Genomic DNA, 16,039 nt, shown 5'->3' on the forward strand with positions numbered 1-16,039 from the left:
ACATTACATAGTATACAGGCATTTGAGTTTACAAACAAGCTTAATCTTACTGGAAGCAATAAACTCGAGTGCTTTTAGATAAACTGGAAAACTTCCGTATTTACCTCGGATGCGGTCACTTGCGTGTCATAACGTTTGTCTTCCAAGCGTAAACGCAGCCAGTCCGCAGTTTTTGGTTTCATGATTTTCTCGGCATTATGCCCGGCGTCAATAATACACATGCCCGCCATCAGCGCATCGTGAGCCGTATGATAATCAATGTCTCCAGTTACGATAACATCGGCACCTTTGAACCGAGCTGGAAGGGTATATCGACTGCCCGAACCGCCAAGCACTGCTGCTTTTTTGATTTGCCGATTGAGATCGCCTACTACCCTAACGTATGGCACATTCAGTTGGGCCTTAACGACCTCCACCAGCTCACCGAGTGTCTTTGGTTGTTTGAGTGGTCCCAAGCGCCCTAGACCAAGCGTACGGCCTTTTAAATCCATTGCATATAGGTCATAGGCCACTTCCTCATATGGATGAGCCTTAAGCATCGCTTGTACAACCTTGCTGCGCAGACTCTGCGGTACGATGGTCTCAATCCGCATTTCCTCTACACGCTCCATCTGTCCCTCTGTACCGATGAAAGGTTGTGTCCCCTCTCCCGGTACAAAAGTACCTGTGCCCTCCGTATTGAAGCTGCACTTGTTGTACTGCCCAATACTGCCAGCGCCGGCTTCGAGAATCGCCTGGAGTACCTGCTCATGATGGGTGCGAGGTACAAATACAGCCAGTTTGAACAAATGATCTGTATGTACATCCTCAAGTGATTCCTTGCTCTCAATTCCAATTGCCTCGGCCATCCAGTCATTCATGCCGCCTTCAGCCACATCCAGATTGGTATGACTGATGTACACCGCAATATCATGCTTGATTAGCTTCTCGTACAGTTTTCCCATGGGTGTGTCTGTGTTTAGCGATTTGACCGGGCGGAAAATGATGGCATGGTGCGCAATAATCAGATTGGCTCCAATCCGAATGGCCTCGTCTACAACTTCGTTCGTAACATCAAGCGCGATAAGAACGTGCGTAATTTCCTTTTGCAAACTGCCAAGTTGAAGACCGATCCGATCGTCCGGCACGGCCAGATGTTTGGGAGCAAGCTGCTCCATCAATTGAATTACAGTTTGACCTTTGGCAAACATGAGAGTACCTCCTTCAAGTTCACAATAAGACCTTCCACCTCAGCCGCCTTGTCCCGTGAAGACTCCTGATCGGATTTGGAGATGGACTGCACTACACTTTGCAGCTTGACGATTTCGCTTTCCCATTTGGCAAAAAACACATCCGTTGGACGGTCAGTTAAATAAGGCCCCATGCGGAGCAGCAAATCTGAAGTCAATTCCACTCCGCCTTCAAGCGGTCGTGCCCGATACACTTCCTCATTGGCAATCGGACTGAGTTCTTGCGGCATTGCTGTAATAATCTCGTACACTTTGCCATCTTCCTCAAGCAGCTGTTCTGCAACAACCACCCAGTGATGCTCCAACAACCAACGTCTGAGAATATCCTCACCAACATTAGGCTGCAAAATAAGGAGCTTGACCTCATCCAGTTTGGAGAGGCCACGATCCAGAATGGAGGCAATGAGAGCCCCTCCCATACCGGCAATGGTGATAACATCGACTTCTCCCGCAGAGATGACATCCAAGCCATCTCCACGACGTACTGTAATTCGTTCCTTCAGGCCTGCATCGCTGACTTGCTTGCGTGCAGCTTCATAAGGGCCAGGATTGACTTCTCCGGCTACTGCACCTGCTGCTTTCCCGCTGCGTACTGCCGCTACCGGAAGCAAAGCGTGGTCTGAGCCAATGTCAGCCAAACGGCTGCCTTCGGGAATTTGATCATGTATCCGCTGTAATCGATTCGAAAGTTTCATGAAGCACCTACACCATTCATTTAATTTATTGATTTGCATTGAACAACAAAAAGCGATAAAATGAAATCCAATAAAACATTTCAAGGATGAATTACCAAAACCAAGAAATTCAGATATTCAATTTAAAAATAAAGGAGACCCCGCCGCCGCTTAAGCGTCTTGCGGAAAGTCTCCCATAGTGATTTATTCGAGGAAATCTTTAAGCCGTTTACTGCGGCTAGGGTGACGCAATTTACGAAGAGCCTTGGCTTCAATTTGACGAATACGCTCACGCGTAACACCAAATACCTTGCCCACTTCTTCCAGCGTTCTTGTACGTCCGTCGTCCAGACCAAAACGCAGACGAAGCACGTTCTCTTCACGCTCAGTCAATGTATCCAGGACATCCTCGAGCTGTTCTTTCAGCAACTCATAAGCAGCAGCATCCGCCGGAGCCAATGCTTCCTGATCCTCGATGAAATCACCCAGATGAGAATCATCTTCCTCACCAATTGGTGTTTCCAGGGAAACCGGTTCCTGAGCAATCTTCGTAATCTCACGAACTTTCTCCACACTCAGATCCATCTCGGCAGCGATTTCTTCTGGTGTCGGTTCACGCCCAAGTTCCTGCAACAGCTGACGGGATACCCGGATCAGCTTATTGATCGTCTCCACCATGTGCACAGGGATACGAATCGTACGTGCTTGGTCCGCAATTGCACGGGTGATCGCTTGGCGAATCCACCATGTCGCATACGTACTGAATTTATAACCCTTTTTATGGTCGAACTTCTCAACCGCTTTGATCAGACCCATGTTACCTTCCTGAATCAGATCCAGGAACAACATTCCACGTCCAACATAACGCTTGGCGATACTGACCACGAGACGAAGGTTAGCTTCAGCCAAACGACGTTTCGCTTCTTCATCCCCGTTTTCAATCCGTTTAGCCAGTTCTACTTCGTCATCCGCAGACAACAAAGGCACACGACCAATTTCTTTGAGATACATACGAACAGGGTCGTTAATTTTGATTCCTGGTGGAAGGCTCAGATCATCATCAAAGTGGAATTCATCGTCTCCCTCTCTGGTGTTGTTCTCGGAATCTTCACTAGGGCGAAGGGTTACCTCTTCATCATTTTCGTTCACGACATCAATACCCAGGTCGCTCAGTTGTTCATAGAACTCATCCATCTGCTCTGCATCTTGCTCAAATGGGGAGAGTTTTTCTATAATTTCCTTGTAGTTCAATGAAGCTCTTTTCTTACCTGATTCAATCAATTGATCCTTAACCTGATCCAGTGTCAATTCTGTTTCTAGTTCAGTATGCTGATCATTCGCCATAACTCGACTCCCTCCTCCCTAGAAACATCCAACATTCAGACGTTCACTGTCTCTCTAGGGCAATCATTTCAATTGCAATTTGTGCCGCGCGTACAGAATCACCTGCCCGCTCTGCAGCAATCATTTCTTCTTTTTTCAGGTCGTACTCTTTCTTACGCGGATATTTCAGCACTTCCCTGATGCAATCGTCGAGCACCTGAATATTCCAATCACCTGGACCATCCATCATCGAGATTGAACTGACCGTCTTTTCCAGTCGGTCGTCATGCAGTGAAGACATAAAACGGCTTGTATCCGACGGTTTGCCTTGCGCATAATAGGCATATAGATAAGCAGCAATAGCTGCATGATCATCCAAGTTAAAAGCTTCACCAAGATGCTCATTCACGTACTGGGCAGCCTCATCATCCTGAAGCATCCAGGCGAGCAGTTTGCGTTCAGCAGCGTGGTAAGCCGGCAACAGATTGGGTGTAGGCACCTGCCTATTTTGTTGCCTACCATTATTCCACCTTTTCGGGTTATTATCCCCAAACTGGAGGTTATTTTTCATGGCCTCCCGTTCTTCATTGCACTCCTGCTTCAGTGTTTCAAATGATACATCCACTTCTGCAGCCAGTTCCCGCAGATATACTTCCCGTTCTGTAGGAGAAGACAAAGGAGCAATAAGTTTGACCGCTTCCTTGGAATAAGCGATCTGTCCGCCGCCTTCTAGCAGTATATGGTTTTTTTTAAGGTTTATAAGCTTAAATTTTGTAGTCGTTACGGCGCCGTCCACAATCTGGTTTCGGAACCGCTCGCCACCATGCTTGCGGATAAAATCATCAGGGTCGAGCCCATCCGGTATCAGAGCAATTTTGACCTGCAATCCCGCTTCCTCAAGAATAGGGAAGTTTTTGAGTGCCGCAGCCTGTCCGGCTCGATCGCCGTCATAACATACGATAACTTCATCACACATGCCTTTAAGCATCAATGCCTGATTTTCAGTAAGCGCGGTACCCATTGCCGCTACACCATTCTGAATATCCTGATCCCAGGCGGAGATAACATCGCCATACCCTTCGAACAATATGGCCTGCCTTTGTTTGCGAATTGCATTTTTGGCATGATGCAGATTGTAGAGAACACGGCTTTTGTTAAATAACCGGGTTTCCGGTGAATTTAGATACTTCGGTTGCCCGTCTCCCAAAATGCGACCTGCAAATGCAATCGGCTTTCCGCTCCTGCCATTGATCGGAAACATGACCCTGTCCCGAAAACGGTCCACATACCCCTGACCTTCGTTTCGCGGTGACAGTAAACCACCCTTTTCCATCTCTTCAAGCGGAAATTCGCGCTTTTCCAGAAATTGTACCAAGGTATCCCAGCGATTAGGCGCATAGCCAATCTGGAATTGATCAATGAGTTTGTCGCTAAACCCACGTGAGCGTAAATATTCCATAGCCACTTTACCATGCTCTGTATTTTTCAATAAGAAATGATACAGCTTTGCGGTAAGCTCATATGCTTCCAATAAACGTTCGGTTTCTGGATTAACATGAGCCGATTCCCTCCCTTGCCAGTCCCCCATTGAAATGTGGCTTTCTTCTGCCATCGTCTTGACAGCCTCGGGAAAGGATAACCCTTCGATTTCCATCCTGAATTTGATGGCATTTCCACCCGTGCCGCAACCGTAGCAATAGAAAATTTGTTTCTCAGGCGTTACTGTAAACGAAGGCGTCTTCTCAGAATGAAAAGGACAGAGGCCTTTCATATATTTCCCCTGTTTGGTCAGATGTACAAATCGGCTCACCGTATCGACGATATCATGCTGCTGTAACACCGATTCAATAATGCTTTCGGGTATACCGCCTTGTCCGGTACTCATCTTGGTCCACCTTCATCTCTTTAACACGTAAATATTATTCGATAAACTTACACATTCTCCTGCAAATCTTTCAAAAGTTTTGTCAGTTTATGTTGAAAAATTTCCCGATCCTGCTCTGTGAAAGGCTTTGGGCCTTTTCCATAATGCCCTCTTTTTCGTGCTTTGGCCGCAGTATGACGGGAATCCAGCATGAAATCAATGTCACGATCATTAAATTCACGACCACGAAATGATAAAACATAACAACGTTTGCCAAGTGCGAGCGCCGCCAGTCCATAATCCTGTGTAATGACCACATCGTATGGCTTGATGTGATTGGCAATGTAAAGGTCTGCACTCTGATCACTTCGATCCACCTGAACGGTGCGTACTCCTTCTCCGCCTTGAAGAAAATGGTCAAATGAAGAAACCATCAATACAGGAACTTTGAATCGGAGAGCTGTTTCTGCGATCTCAGCCTTGACCGGGCAAGCATCACCATCCACAACAATATGGCGTACATTCAACTCACTCAAAGCCAGACCACCCGGTTTCATAAAATATCTGCATATTGTAATATACGACCCCAGCCAGTCAAAATCCTTCTGACTGGTCTATGGAAATCAAAGGCTAAAATACGGAACGGCTGTAAATATAAATTTTTCACAATCCGTTCCGTATATTTATACCCTCATATATCCTTCTTTAATACTGAATTTATGCTTTGCCGCAGATCTGTCCACTCGGAGCAGAAAAGGACTCGACTACCAGACCAATTTGGAGAAATCAGCAAAAGCTTTCAGATCACGGTCAATGGCTGCAAGCAGTGCCAGACGATTCGCCCGTACAGCCTCATCTTCAGCCATAACCATAACCGAATCGAAGAATACAGTGATAGCTTCCTTCCAAGCCGATGCAATCGCGAGCGCTTCAGCAGCAGCATGCTGAGACAATACCTGACGATATTCCTCATTGGTTTTACTCCATGCCTCATGCAGCTGGCGTTCCCCTTCTTCTGTGAAAAGTTCTGCATGAACCGAAGCATTGGATGCTTTGGCAGCCAGATTACCGACACGGTTGAAGGATTCGACAGTTGTTTTGAAGGCATCTCCCGTTTGGACAGCTGCCATAAGTGCTTCACCTTTTGGAACTACCGCGCTGATATCATCAAATCCGGAAGAAATCACTGCGTCCACAACATCATAACGAACCGTTTCCGACAACAGTTTTTTCACTCGAAGACCAAAGAAGTCCTGTAAATCTTTACGCACCTCTTCATCCGCACGTTTCAACAGGTTCATCTGAGCATGAACTTGAAGTGCAACGCCGAATACATCGGACAATGTCAGCGGAAGATTGTGATCCAGCAAAATTTGTACGATACCTGCTGCCTGACGACGCAGTGCGTATGGATCTTGAGAACCTGTAGGAATGATATTGATCGAGAAACAACCTACAATTGTATCCATTTTATCCGCAGCACTCACAATAGCACCAACGAGGGAAGCAGGAGATTGATCCCCGGCGAAACGTGGCTGATAGTGCTCAAACACCGCTTTGGCAACTTCTTCTTTTTCACCAGCTTTACGGGCATAATCCTCACCCATCACACCTTGCAGCTCAGGGAATTCTCCCACCATAAGTGTAACCAGGTCGAATTTGCAGATATCCGCAGAACGATTCACCGCTTCGGCTACATCAGCTGGTACTTGCAGCTTGCTAGCCAGACCATCCGCAATTTTGCGAATACGGCGAACTTTATCTCCAACCGTTCCCAGCTCTTCCTGGAAGACGATACTTTCCAATTTCGATAATGCATCCTTGATCTCCAGCTTCTGGTCTTCCTCGTAGAAGAACTTGGCATCAGACAGACGTGCACGAAGTACCTTTTCGTTCCCTTTTGCAATGACATCCAGTGAATCGTTGCCGCCATTGCGAACCGTAACGAAGTATGGCAACAATTGTCCATCATTATCAAGCACAGGGAAGTAGCGTTGATGCTCGCGCATCGAAGTAATCAGTACCTCTTGTGGAATATTCAAAAATGAAGATTCGAATGTTCCAAATAGCACCGTTGGTGTTTCAACCAGGAACAGAACCTCTTCCAGCAAATCTTCCTTGATCGCAATATCCCATTTTTTCTCGGCAGCCAGTGCCTGGATCTGGGATACAATCATCTGCTCACGTTCTTTGATATGCGCAATGACGTGCTCGGAACGAAGCACTTCCACATACGAAGCGGGATCCGAAATAACCGCCTCTTTTCCGAGGAAACGATGTCCACGTGTTACATTGCCAGACTTTACGCCTGCAACTTCCAACTCAATCACATCGCTGCCCAGCAGAGCAACAATCCAGCGAATCGGACGTACAAATTTGAAATCATACGAAGCCCAACGCATGAATTTCGGGAACGTCATGGCATGCAGTATAGCCAGCAAACCCTGACCGATTACAGAGGAAGTTTCCACGCCTTTGCTGCTCTTGGTCGCATAGATATATTCCACGCCGCTCAGTTCCTTGAATGTGAACTGATCCGGTTCAACACCCTGGCTGCGGGCAAATCCGAGTGCAGCTTTACTCCAGTTGCCACTGTCGTCCAGTGCAATTTTACGGGAAGGTCCTTTAACTTCTTCCTCCACGTCCTCCTGCTTCTCGGCAACATCTTTAATCAAAACAGCCAGTCGACGTGGTGTCGCATAGGCATTCACTTCACCATAAGCAATACGGGATGCATCCAGCCATTTCACGACACGGTCTTGCAGCTGTTCAATTGCTGCTCGCATGAAGCGTGCAGGCACTTCTTCCAGACCAATTTCAAATAACAGATCCTTAGACATGCTCAGCTCCCCCTTTCTTGATCAGCGGGAAGCCGAGCTTCTCACGCTCTTCCACATATGTTGCAGCCACTTGACGAGCCAGATTACGGACACGGGTAATGTACCCGGTACGCTCCGTTACACTGATTGCTCCGCGGGCATCCAACAGGTTGAACGTATGTGAACATTTCAACACATAGTCATATGCCGGGAAAACCAGATTCTGTGCCATAGCCTTGTTGGCTTCCTCTTCATGCATGTTGAAGAGCGTAAACAACATTTTGACATCAGATACTTCAAACGTATATTTGGAGTGTTCGAATTCAGGCTGACGGAACACATCACCATATGTAATGCCGTCTACCCATTCCAGTTCAAACACATTTTCTTTTTCCTGAATGTATGAAGCAAGACGCTCCATACCATACGTAATTTCAACCGCTACCGGATTCGTCTCGATTCCGCCGACTTGTTGGAAATACGTAAATTGGGTGATTTCCATACCGTCCAGCCATACTTCCCAGCCGAGACCAGCACAGCCAAGAGAAGGGTTCTCCCAGTTGTCTTCAACAAACCGGATATCATGCTTGAGCGGATCAATGCCCAACTGTTTCAGACTTTCCAGGTAAATCTCCTGAATATTGTCCGGAGAAGGCTTGATAATAACCTGGAATTGATGATGCTGATAGAGACGGTTTGGATTTTCTCCATAACGGCCATCCGAAGGACGGCGGGAAGGCTCTACATAAGCTACTTTCCAAGGCTCGGGTCCAAGCGAACGCAAAAAGGTCATCGGGTTCATCGTACCTGCCCCTTTTTCCGTATCATAAGGTTGAACAATAATACAGTTGTGCTCGGCCCAGAATTGTTGCAGCGTGAGAATCATCTGCTGAAAATTCATAATCATGCTCCTTTTCGATGGTTTGTGATGAACAAGCCTAGAACGGTACAGACAATAAAAAGCCCCCGTCCTACGCCTGTTATACAGACATAGGGACGAGAGCTATTCCCGCGGTTCCACCCTACTTGGCTTAGATATAAACAGGAGATCCTGTCATTCAAGCCCACTTTTCCGTGTCATTCATGCTCCCAAGTGCCATTTCAAAGACCGATTCAACCCGGCTCCCACCATCCCCGGCTCGCTCACACAAGATTAGTAAGGTCAATTGACCTTCTCTGCTCTTGAATGTAATAAATCAAGTCTCCTACTTTCTCGTTCAATGCATGTCTCAAAAAGAGAAATTATAGTCCATAATATATAAAAATAAGTACGAAGTCAAGATATATTCCTTATTTCACATCAAGACGACTCAAATCCCGTACTTTTCCATTTGATCAAGAAAAGAACGGGATTTTAGATTCAAGCCAAGCTGATGATCCATAAAGGCCCGCATGATCTTTTTAATCTCATCCCGGGTGCCTTCACTCACCGATATATTACCAAGCCTTTGCAGATCCAGCTGTGCAAACAGACGTAAGAGCTTCAATGCTTTCGGACTCACGGACATCGCCGGAGGATCAAAGTGTTTGCAAGCACGACACAAAACGCCCCCAAGCCTTGGACTAACAAATAACTGTTCATCCGGACGCTCGTGACCGCAAGAAATGCAATCATCCAGCTGAGGTCCATACCCGGCTGCCTGTAATATTTTCATTTCATACAGGCTTGTAATGACGACCGGATCCTTCTCTTCCTTCAACGCCTGAAGACAGGCTTTCAACTGTTTGAACCAGAACGTACCTGTCTCTTCATCCTGCAACACACGATCCAGCAGTTCACAAGCATAAGATGCATAAGAAGCTTTAATTAGATCTTCACGCAGCTCATGATAAGATTCGATAATCTCACCTGCGTTGAGTGTTCCCAGACCAGTGTTACGAAAATATACATATTGACCGTACGTAAATGGCTGCACCAGTGCAGCATGTCGGCTTTTGGGCTTTTTGGCACCGCGGACGAGCACCCCTACTTTCCCGCCGCTTTCGGTGCAAAGCGTAATGATTTTGTTTCCCTCGCCGTAGTCCATGCTGCGGATGACAATCCCTTCCACCCTGTATAGCATGCCTCGTCACCTAACCATTCCCGAATTAGCCAATTAACCTTCGGCTTCTTCATCTTCAATCACTTCCCTTGCAGGTTCCGACTCCTGTCCCACCGAGTTACATGCCTCGGAATACAACAAATAGGATTCCACATCCCCCGTCATCGCAAAAACCTTCCACGAAAAATCTCGCATCGGAATTTCATCCTCTCTTCGGAAATGACGTCTGCTTCTACCAGATAGGATGGAGTCTTGCAAGGTAAACTATGTGTTGCAATTACTGGATACTACATTTATTATTCACGTCCGAAGCCAAGGTCGCGTAGTACACGCTCCTGGTTTCTCCAATCTTTCTTCACTTTAACCCACAGGTCCATGAAGATTTTGGAACCTAACAGGTTTTGAATATCCTGGCGGGCACGTTTCCCCACTTCTTTGAGCAAGGCACCCTGTTTACCGATAATGATTCCTTTTTGCGAATCACGCTCCACAAAAATGACAGCTGAAATATAAACGACGCCATTGTCCTGCACTTTCATATCCTCAATCGTTACAGCAATGGAGTGAGGCACTTCTTCGCGTGTCATTTGCAAAATCTTCTCCCGAATCAACTCGGCACAAACGAACTGCTCCGGATGGTCTGTAACCTGGTCATCTGGATAGTACTGCGGACCTTCCGGCAAATACTTGCCAAGCTGTTCAAGCAACGTGCTTACATTGCTGCCGAGCATGGCAGAAACAGGTACGATTTCAGCGAAATTGTGCAGTTTGCGATATTCCTCAATCAGCGGAAGCAGTGCTTCCGGCTCAATTTTATCAATTTTGTTCATGACAAGAATGACAGGCGTCCGTACATTTTTCAGTTGTTCTGCAATATAACGGTCACCACCGCCCATGCCTTCCGAGGCATCGATCAGGAACAGAGCAGCTTCAACTTCTCCGAGCGTGTTCAAAGCGGTCTGGTTCATGTAATCGCCCAGCTTGGATTGACGTTTGTGAATCCCTGGCGTATCCAGGAAAACGATTTGTTGTTGTTCCGACGTATATACACCATGTATCTTATTACGCGTCGTTTGTGGCTTGTCCGACATGATCGCAATTTTCTGTCCAATGACTTGGTTCATCAGTGTGGATTTACCTACATTGGGACGTCCAATAATGGCTACAAAACCGGATTTGAATGCTTGTTTTTTCATATGTTCCTCCTCAGGCGCCTAGGCCTGGAATGTATTGGTTTTTACTTTTTAGCAGAGTTCAGATCAGATGGTCCAAAAGCCCATGGCAATAGTTCGGCAACTGTAGTCTCCTGAAGATCGCCTTTCATGTTACCCAGAATAACTTTCATATCCGGTTCACACAGTTCATACATGACTTGACGACATACGCCGCATGGAGCAATCGGGCCATCTGTATCTCCTACAATGGCAATGGCTTTGAAACTGCGTGGTTGCTTACCTCCTGCAATCGCGCTGAACATAGCTGTGCGCTCAGCACAGTTACCTGGCGTGTATGCAGCATTCTCAATATTACAACCATGATGCACATGTCCCTCACTGTCAAGCAAAGCTGCACCTACACCAAAATGAGAATAAGGCGTATACGCTTTCGTACGTGCCTTAATTGCTTCTTGCATCAACAAACCATTATCCATAATTAATCTCTCCCTTTGGGGTGTACTATAAAGTTGCACTCAATGAGTTAAATTCAACTTAAAACATTTGCACTGGCCTCTCCGCTGTCAGAACAACCTTACGATCGCTATTATCCCCAGATTTTATTGATTCTCTTTTCCAAAGTGAAAATCCGGGGATAAAGGCGAACGCTTCGCTTCTACAGGTTATTTCTGACCTCTCCGTTATTGTGCAAACCAGAAGTCCAACTTAAAAACGAGTCCAACTTTATAATTAGTGTGTAATATTAAAATCAAAACAAAAACAAAACAAAATCAGAGCAAACTCAGCCAGCTCATCACCGGCTTAATGAAAACGACACACCCAATGATGACGGCGAACACCGCAGCCAGCAAAACTGCACCGGCCGCGGTGTCCTTCGCCGCTTTTGCCAGCGGATGTATATGCGGATGCGCCAGATCCACAGCAGCTTCCACCGCTGTATTCATCAGCTCCGTCACAAGCACCAGAAAAACGGCTGTCAGTACAAACATCCAATCCGTTCTGGAAATCCCGAAAAAAAAGCCGGCTGCACACATCAAAATGGCGACTCCTGTATGAACTCTTACATTCCGCTGAGTCCGCAGCCCGTATACGATTCCTTCCGCAGCATTGCGGAATACCATCCCCCAGGAGCGCCTTTTCATTATCGTGTCAACCCGGCTTGGGCGAGTACCGCTTCCTGTTTGCCCATCATTTCGGCTTCGCTGGCTTCATCCTGATGATCATATCCAAGCAGGTGCAAGAAGCCATGAACAAACAGGAACCCCAGCTCACGTTCAAAAGAATGGCCATATTCTTCACTCTGAAGAATGGTCCGTGGAACAGAAATAATAATATCACCGAGTACATCCGGCATTTCTTCCATTTCTTCATCCTCGTCCAACTCGTAGATAATATCCAGTTCCTCATCCACAGTCTCATTCATTGCAAAAGACAATACATCTGTTGGACGATCAATGCCGCGATAGTCGCGGTTCAGCTCATGAATCTGCTCATCATTTACGAAAGTCAGGGCCACTTCCCCGTCCGCAACACCCTCTGCTTCCCCTGCAAGGTTCAGCAGTTGCTCCAGCATTGCAATCATCGGTTCGGTGATTTCTTTATCCTGTTGTTCATTATTCCATGCTAGGTTAAGACTCATTCTTTCATACTCCTGTCTTCTCATATTAGCGAATCAACCCGCTTCAGGCGAGGTTGGCTTCGGTTTCTTCATTTCTTCCGGATATTCAATCCTGGAGTGGAATATACCCATAACGGTTTCCTTAAGGGTCTTAGCGACGATATCCAGCTCCCGCATTGTCAGATCACAGTCGTTAAACTGATGATCGTCCAGTCGACCTTTAATAATTTTTTCGATCATTGACTCCACTTGCTCCACAGTAGGCTTCCGCAAGGAACGGACCGCAGCTTCCACGCTGTCAGCAATACCAACAATTGCCGACTCTTTGGACTGAGCCTTGGGACCCGGATAACGGAAATCATCTTCCGTGAAATCAGGTTCCACTCCTGCTTCCTCAGCCTGACGCAATGCTTTGTGATAGAAGTAATGCAGGAAAGTTGTTCCATGATGCTGCTCAGCAATATCTCGAATAGGCCTTGGCAGCTTGTAGTCCTTCTGCATTTCCACACCATCGCGTGCGTGAGCAACGATTATCGACTTGCTCAGCTTTGGATCGATAGAATCATGCGGATTTTCCATATTGTTTTGATTTTCAATAAAATAAATCGGTCGCTTGGTCTTGCCAATATCATGGTAATACGAGCCGACCCGACATAACAACCCATTGGCACCGATCGCCTCCGCAGCGGCTTCTGACAGGTTTCCTACCATCACACTGTGGTGATATGTGCCTGGTGTTTCTGTTAGCAATTTGCGCAATAGCGGGTGATTGGGATTAGACAGTTCTACCAGTTTCAGTGCAGACAAAATGCCAAATGAAGTTTCGAAAAATGGCATAAGTCCAATGACCAATATGGCGGTCAGTACGCCACCGGCAAACGCAAATCCAATGCCATACAGCGTTGTTGTCCGGTTCCAGTCACTTGAGTCAATCAGAGCCAACGTGAAGACTGCGATCGATCCGAACAGACAGACCATAATGGCACCTTTCAGGATCGTAGACCGCTGACTTGCCCGATGGGTGGCGAAGATCGCAACAAACGATACCAACACCGCGAAGAACCCAAGTTCAAAATCAAAAATTTGACCCTGATGCGTATTCAAAATAATGCTCGACAGCATGCCGATAATAATCGAGCAGACAAAGGCAAGCGATGTATCCAGCAGCAATGCAATTAACATGGCTCCTACGGCAACTGGGGCAAGAAAGCCTACGTATGAATTCTCACTGGTCTGGAGTATCGCTGTAACATGCATAACCACAATCGTAATAATAAATATGAGAACTAGCATCAGCAGTTGAGCATTATTATATTTAAAATGCGTTCCGCTGAATTGCTGAATATACATGAGAATCGCTGCCGACAACAGACAGGACAGCATAAGCAGTCCAAGTTGAGGCCAATAGTTCACTTCGTTTTTCAGCAAATCGTTCTCGCCCAGAAGGGTGTACATCTCCGGGGTAATCATCTCACCCTTGGCAACAAGTGTATCTCCTTGCTTGATAAAGACCGTTTGAGTGTTCTCACGAGCCTGTACTTTAGCTTCCTTGGTACCCTCTTCATCGTAGAAGCGGTTCGACGTCACTACAAGACGTGCAAGCTCCTGCACAACCTCACGCTGCGTACGCTTGCTTAGAGAGCTCACACTGACCATCTCGGCCACTTTGGCACGAGCTGTTGTAGCCTCGCTAATCTGGTCGGTCATTAATCTGGAGACGATATCCCGAGCAACAGCCTTCATCTCCTGAATATCATCCGAAGTCAGACGTGAAATTTTGATATATGTCTCTTCCGGAATACGGTAGCTTTGCTCCTGTACCACATTTCTGATCTCTTCCAAAAGAGTTTCGGAGTATGTACCCGCTTTCCGGTTGTTGTTGATAAAATTGGAAACAAAGTCTTTCTGACGCTGCGGTATTTCATCACGATAGATGTCAATCTTGTCCTGACTGGAAATCTGATCATCCTGATTCAGTCGATCAATACGATCTAGCAGAGTGGTCATCAGATTTTCGTTCCGCATCTGCACGATCTGAAACATCGGCTGTACACGTTCAGCAGCTTCTTCTTGCGCTTTCAGCGTAGCCTTGGTATTCGGAATCTGCATTGGCGCAGCAATATTCACTTCACTTCGTGTGCCTTCCTGAATATCATACCGCTCTGGGAGCAGCTTGGAAGCAAGACTCACGTAGAAGAGGATCACCAGAAACAAAAACAGAAGATAGCGTGCCCACACGCTATACTTCCATCCTGTAGCTCTATTTTGAAAAGATTTGCCTTTTGACAGTTCCTTCGAGGTCATCGAGACAATCCCTTTCTATTCTTGATTTTCTGCGGCGTGGTTATAGGCAACGATAATTTTCTGGACGAGGGAGTGACGTACAACGTCTTGCTCGGCAAAATAGACAAATCCAATCTCTTCCACTTGTCCCAGTATTGTATTTGCTTCCACAAGCCCCGACTTTTTGCCGCGCGGTAAATCAATTTGTGTCACGTCACCGGTAATGACCATTTTGGAACCAAAACCGAGACGGGTCAGAAACATTTTCATCTGCTCCGGTGTCGTATTCTGGGCTTCATCCAGGATAATAAACGAATCATCAAGTGTACGTCCCCGCATATAGGCTAGAGGTGCAATTTCAATCAAACCGCGCTCGAGTGCTTTCGCAGTCTGTTCTTGTCCCATAACATCGTACAAGGCGTCATACAGGGGCCGCAAATAAGGATCAACTTTTTCCTGAAGATCACCAGGCAAGAAACCAAGACTCTCTCCCGCTTCAACAGCAGGTCTTGTAAGCACGATCCGCTTGACGCTTCCTTCCTTAAGCGCTGCCACAGCCAGCACAACAGCAAGATACGTTTTACCCGTACCGGCAGGGCCGATACCAAATACAACATCACGTTTTTTAATTGTAGTTACATAGTGCTTCTGTCCAATCGTTTTAACCCGAATCGGCTTCCCACGGTACGTCGTTGTAATCTCGCCTTTGAACAGATCCAGAAGCTGGTCTGCACGCAGTTCCTTTGCAAGCTCAATGGCATACATAACGTCCCTTTCGGTTAACACATATCCGTTACGTACCAATTGCAACAACACATCAAATAATTGTTCAAGCGATTCCACATTCTGAATGTTGCCATGGATCACAATCTCCGCTTCGCGGGATGCGATCTGGGCAGGAATCTCGGATTCAATCAGTTTCAGAAAAATATCTTGGGGTCCAAAAAGAGATTGACCCTCTCCCGCACTTTGGAGGGAGATTCGTATGCTGCGTGTTTGCTCTGACAAATAG

At 46.6% G+C, this 16,039-nt stretch carries 15 protein-coding genes; all 15 read right to left on the reverse strand.

All coding sequences use genetic code 11. The annotated features are described in order from the left end of the window. Positions 1-74: 74 nt before the first annotated feature. The 15 genes from RS891_RS22875 to RS891_RS22945 all read right to left on the reverse strand — a co-directional run bounded on the left by RS891_RS22875 (position 75) and on the right by RS891_RS22945 (position 16,035). Entirely contained in the window at positions 75-1,190 is a 1,116-nt protein-coding gene (locus tag RS891_RS22875) for a Nif3-like dinuclear metal center hexameric protein (RefSeq protein WP_113053824.1), read from the reverse strand. Beyond that, on the reverse strand, positions 1,166-1,924 hold the full coding sequence (locus RS891_RS22880) for a tRNA (adenine(22)-N(1))-methyltransferase (RefSeq protein ID WP_113053823.1): 759 nt from the start codon (positions 1,922-1,924) through the stop codon (positions 1,166-1,168). Before RS891_RS22880 ends, RS891_RS22875 begins: the two co-directional genes overlap by 25 nt. A gap of 183 nt (positions 1,925-2,107) precedes the next feature. Beyond that, positions 2,108-3,247 carry an RNA polymerase sigma factor RpoD gene (gene rpoD, locus RS891_RS22885; protein WP_024628459.1) on the reverse strand — a complete coding sequence of 380 codons (1,140 nt, stop codon included), beginning with the start codon at positions 3,245-3,247 and terminating at the stop codon, positions 2,108-2,110. Positions 3,248-3,290: 43 nt separating this feature from the next. After that, positions 3,291-5,111 carry a DNA primase gene (dnaG, locus tag RS891_RS22890; protein WP_113053822.1) on the reverse strand — a complete coding sequence of 607 codons (1,821 nt, stop codon included), beginning with the start codon at positions 5,109-5,111 and terminating at the stop codon, positions 3,291-3,293. A gap of 47 nt (positions 5,112-5,158) precedes the next feature. After that, positions 5,159-5,626, reverse strand: coding sequence for a YaiI/YqxD family protein (locus tag RS891_RS22895; RefSeq protein WP_371129144.1), 468 nt, complete (start codon positions 5,624-5,626; stop codon positions 5,159-5,161). Positions 5,627-5,854: 228 nt separating this feature from the next. After that, the gene (glyS, locus tag RS891_RS22900; RefSeq protein ID WP_315793276.1) at positions 5,855-7,930 is read right to left on the reverse strand and encodes a glycine--tRNA ligase subunit beta; all 2,076 of its coding nucleotides are present in this window, start codon (positions 7,928-7,930) and stop codon (positions 5,855-5,857) included. Beyond that, entirely contained in the window at positions 7,923-8,810 is an 888-nt protein-coding gene (gene glyQ, locus RS891_RS22905) for a glycine--tRNA ligase subunit alpha (RefSeq protein WP_024628463.1), read from the reverse strand. The genes glyS and glyQ overlap by 8 nt, the downstream gene beginning before the upstream one ends. 409 nt (positions 8,811-9,219) lie before the next feature. Next, entirely contained in the window at positions 9,220-9,972 is a 753-nt protein-coding gene (gene recO, locus RS891_RS22910; RefSeq protein ID WP_063567024.1) for a DNA repair protein RecO, read from the reverse strand. Positions 9,973-10,005: 33 nt separating this feature from the next. Continuing rightward, positions 10,006-10,146: a YqzL family protein gene (locus RS891_RS22915; protein ID WP_113053819.1), complete on the reverse strand. Its 141-nt coding sequence runs from the start codon at positions 10,144-10,146 to the stop codon at positions 10,006-10,008. Between the two features lie 101 nt (positions 10,147-10,247). Further along, positions 10,248-11,147, reverse strand: a complete 900-nt coding sequence (era, locus tag RS891_RS22920; RefSeq protein ID WP_090901607.1) for a GTPase Era — start codon at positions 11,145-11,147, stop codon at positions 10,248-10,250. A 41-nt stretch (positions 11,148-11,188) separates the two neighbouring features. After that, positions 11,189-11,602: a cytidine deaminase gene (locus RS891_RS22925; protein ID WP_090998102.1), complete on the reverse strand. Its 414-nt coding sequence runs from the start codon at positions 11,600-11,602 to the stop codon at positions 11,189-11,191. A gap of 294 nt (positions 11,603-11,896) precedes the next feature. Then, entirely contained in the window at positions 11,897-12,268 is a 372-nt protein-coding gene (locus RS891_RS22930; protein WP_315793277.1) for a diacylglycerol kinase family protein, read from the reverse strand. After that, positions 12,268-12,765: an rRNA maturation RNase YbeY gene (ybeY, locus tag RS891_RS22935; protein ID WP_036674804.1), complete on the reverse strand. Its 498-nt coding sequence runs from the start codon at positions 12,763-12,765 to the stop codon at positions 12,268-12,270. Before ybeY ends, RS891_RS22930 begins: the two co-directional genes overlap by 1 nt. A gap of 33 nt (positions 12,766-12,798) precedes the next feature. Continuing rightward, the gene (locus tag RS891_RS22940) at positions 12,799-15,048 is read right to left on the reverse strand and encodes an HD family phosphohydrolase (RefSeq protein WP_063567029.1); all 2,250 of its coding nucleotides are present in this window, start codon (positions 15,046-15,048) and stop codon (positions 12,799-12,801) included. A 15-nt stretch (positions 15,049-15,063) separates the two neighbouring features. Continuing rightward, positions 15,064-16,035, reverse strand: coding sequence for a PhoH family protein (locus RS891_RS22945; protein ID WP_315793278.1), 972 nt, complete (start codon positions 16,033-16,035; stop codon positions 15,064-15,066). Positions 16,036-16,039 lie beyond the last annotated feature (4 nt).

Source organism: Paenibacillus sp. BIC5C1, from assembly GCF_032399705.1.
Taxonomy (GTDB): domain Bacteria; phylum Bacillota; class Bacilli; order Paenibacillales; family Paenibacillaceae; genus Paenibacillus; species Paenibacillus taichungensis_A.

What these genes read in the sequence shown, in the direction of transcription:
- era (WP_090901607.1), bottom strand. Translation starts at nt 11,147, where the DNA reads ATGAAAAAACAAGCATTCAAATCCGGTTTTGTAGCCATTATTGGACGT.
- glyQ (WP_024628463.1), bottom strand. Translation starts at nt 8,810, where the DNA reads ATGAATTTTCAGCAGATGATTCTCACGCTGCAACAATTCTGGGCCGAG.
- glyS (WP_315793276.1), bottom strand. Translation starts at nt 7,930, where the DNA reads ATGTCTAAGGATCTGTTATTTGAAATTGGTCTGGAAGAAGTGCCTGCA.
- RS891_RS22875 (WP_113053824.1), bottom strand. Translation starts at nt 1,190, where the DNA reads ATGTTTGCCAAAGGTCAAACTGTAATTCAATTGATGGAGCAGCTTGCT.
- RS891_RS22880 (WP_113053823.1), bottom strand. Translation starts at nt 1,924, where the DNA reads ATGAAACTTTCGAATCGATTACAGCGGATACATGATCAAATTCCCGAA.
- dnaG (WP_113053822.1), bottom strand. Translation starts at nt 5,111, where the DNA reads ATGAGTACCGGACAAGGCGGTATACCCGAAAGCATTATTGAATCGGTG.
- RS891_RS22930 (WP_315793277.1), bottom strand. Translation starts at nt 12,268, where the DNA reads ATGAAAAGGCGCTCCTGGGGGATGGTATTCCGCAATGCTGCGGAAGGA.
- RS891_RS22915 (WP_113053819.1), bottom strand. Translation starts at nt 10,146, where the DNA reads ATGCGAGATTTTTCGTGGAAGGTTTTTGCGATGACGGGGGATGTGGAA.
- recO (WP_063567024.1), bottom strand. Translation starts at nt 9,972, where the DNA reads ATGCTATACAGGGTGGAAGGGATTGTCATCCGCAGCATGGACTACGGC.
- rpoD (WP_024628459.1), bottom strand. Translation starts at nt 3,247, where the DNA reads ATGGCGAATGATCAGCATACTGAACTAGAAACAGAATTGACACTGGAT.
- ybeY (WP_036674804.1), bottom strand. Translation starts at nt 12,765, where the DNA reads ATGAGTCTTAACCTAGCATGGAATAATGAACAACAGGATAAAGAAATC.
- RS891_RS22940 (WP_063567029.1), bottom strand. Translation starts at nt 15,048, where the DNA reads ATGACCTCGAAGGAACTGTCAAAAGGCAAATCTTTTCAAAATAGAGCT.
- RS891_RS22925 (WP_090998102.1), bottom strand. Translation starts at nt 11,602, where the DNA reads ATGGATAATGGTTTGTTGATGCAAGAAGCAATTAAGGCACGTACGAAA.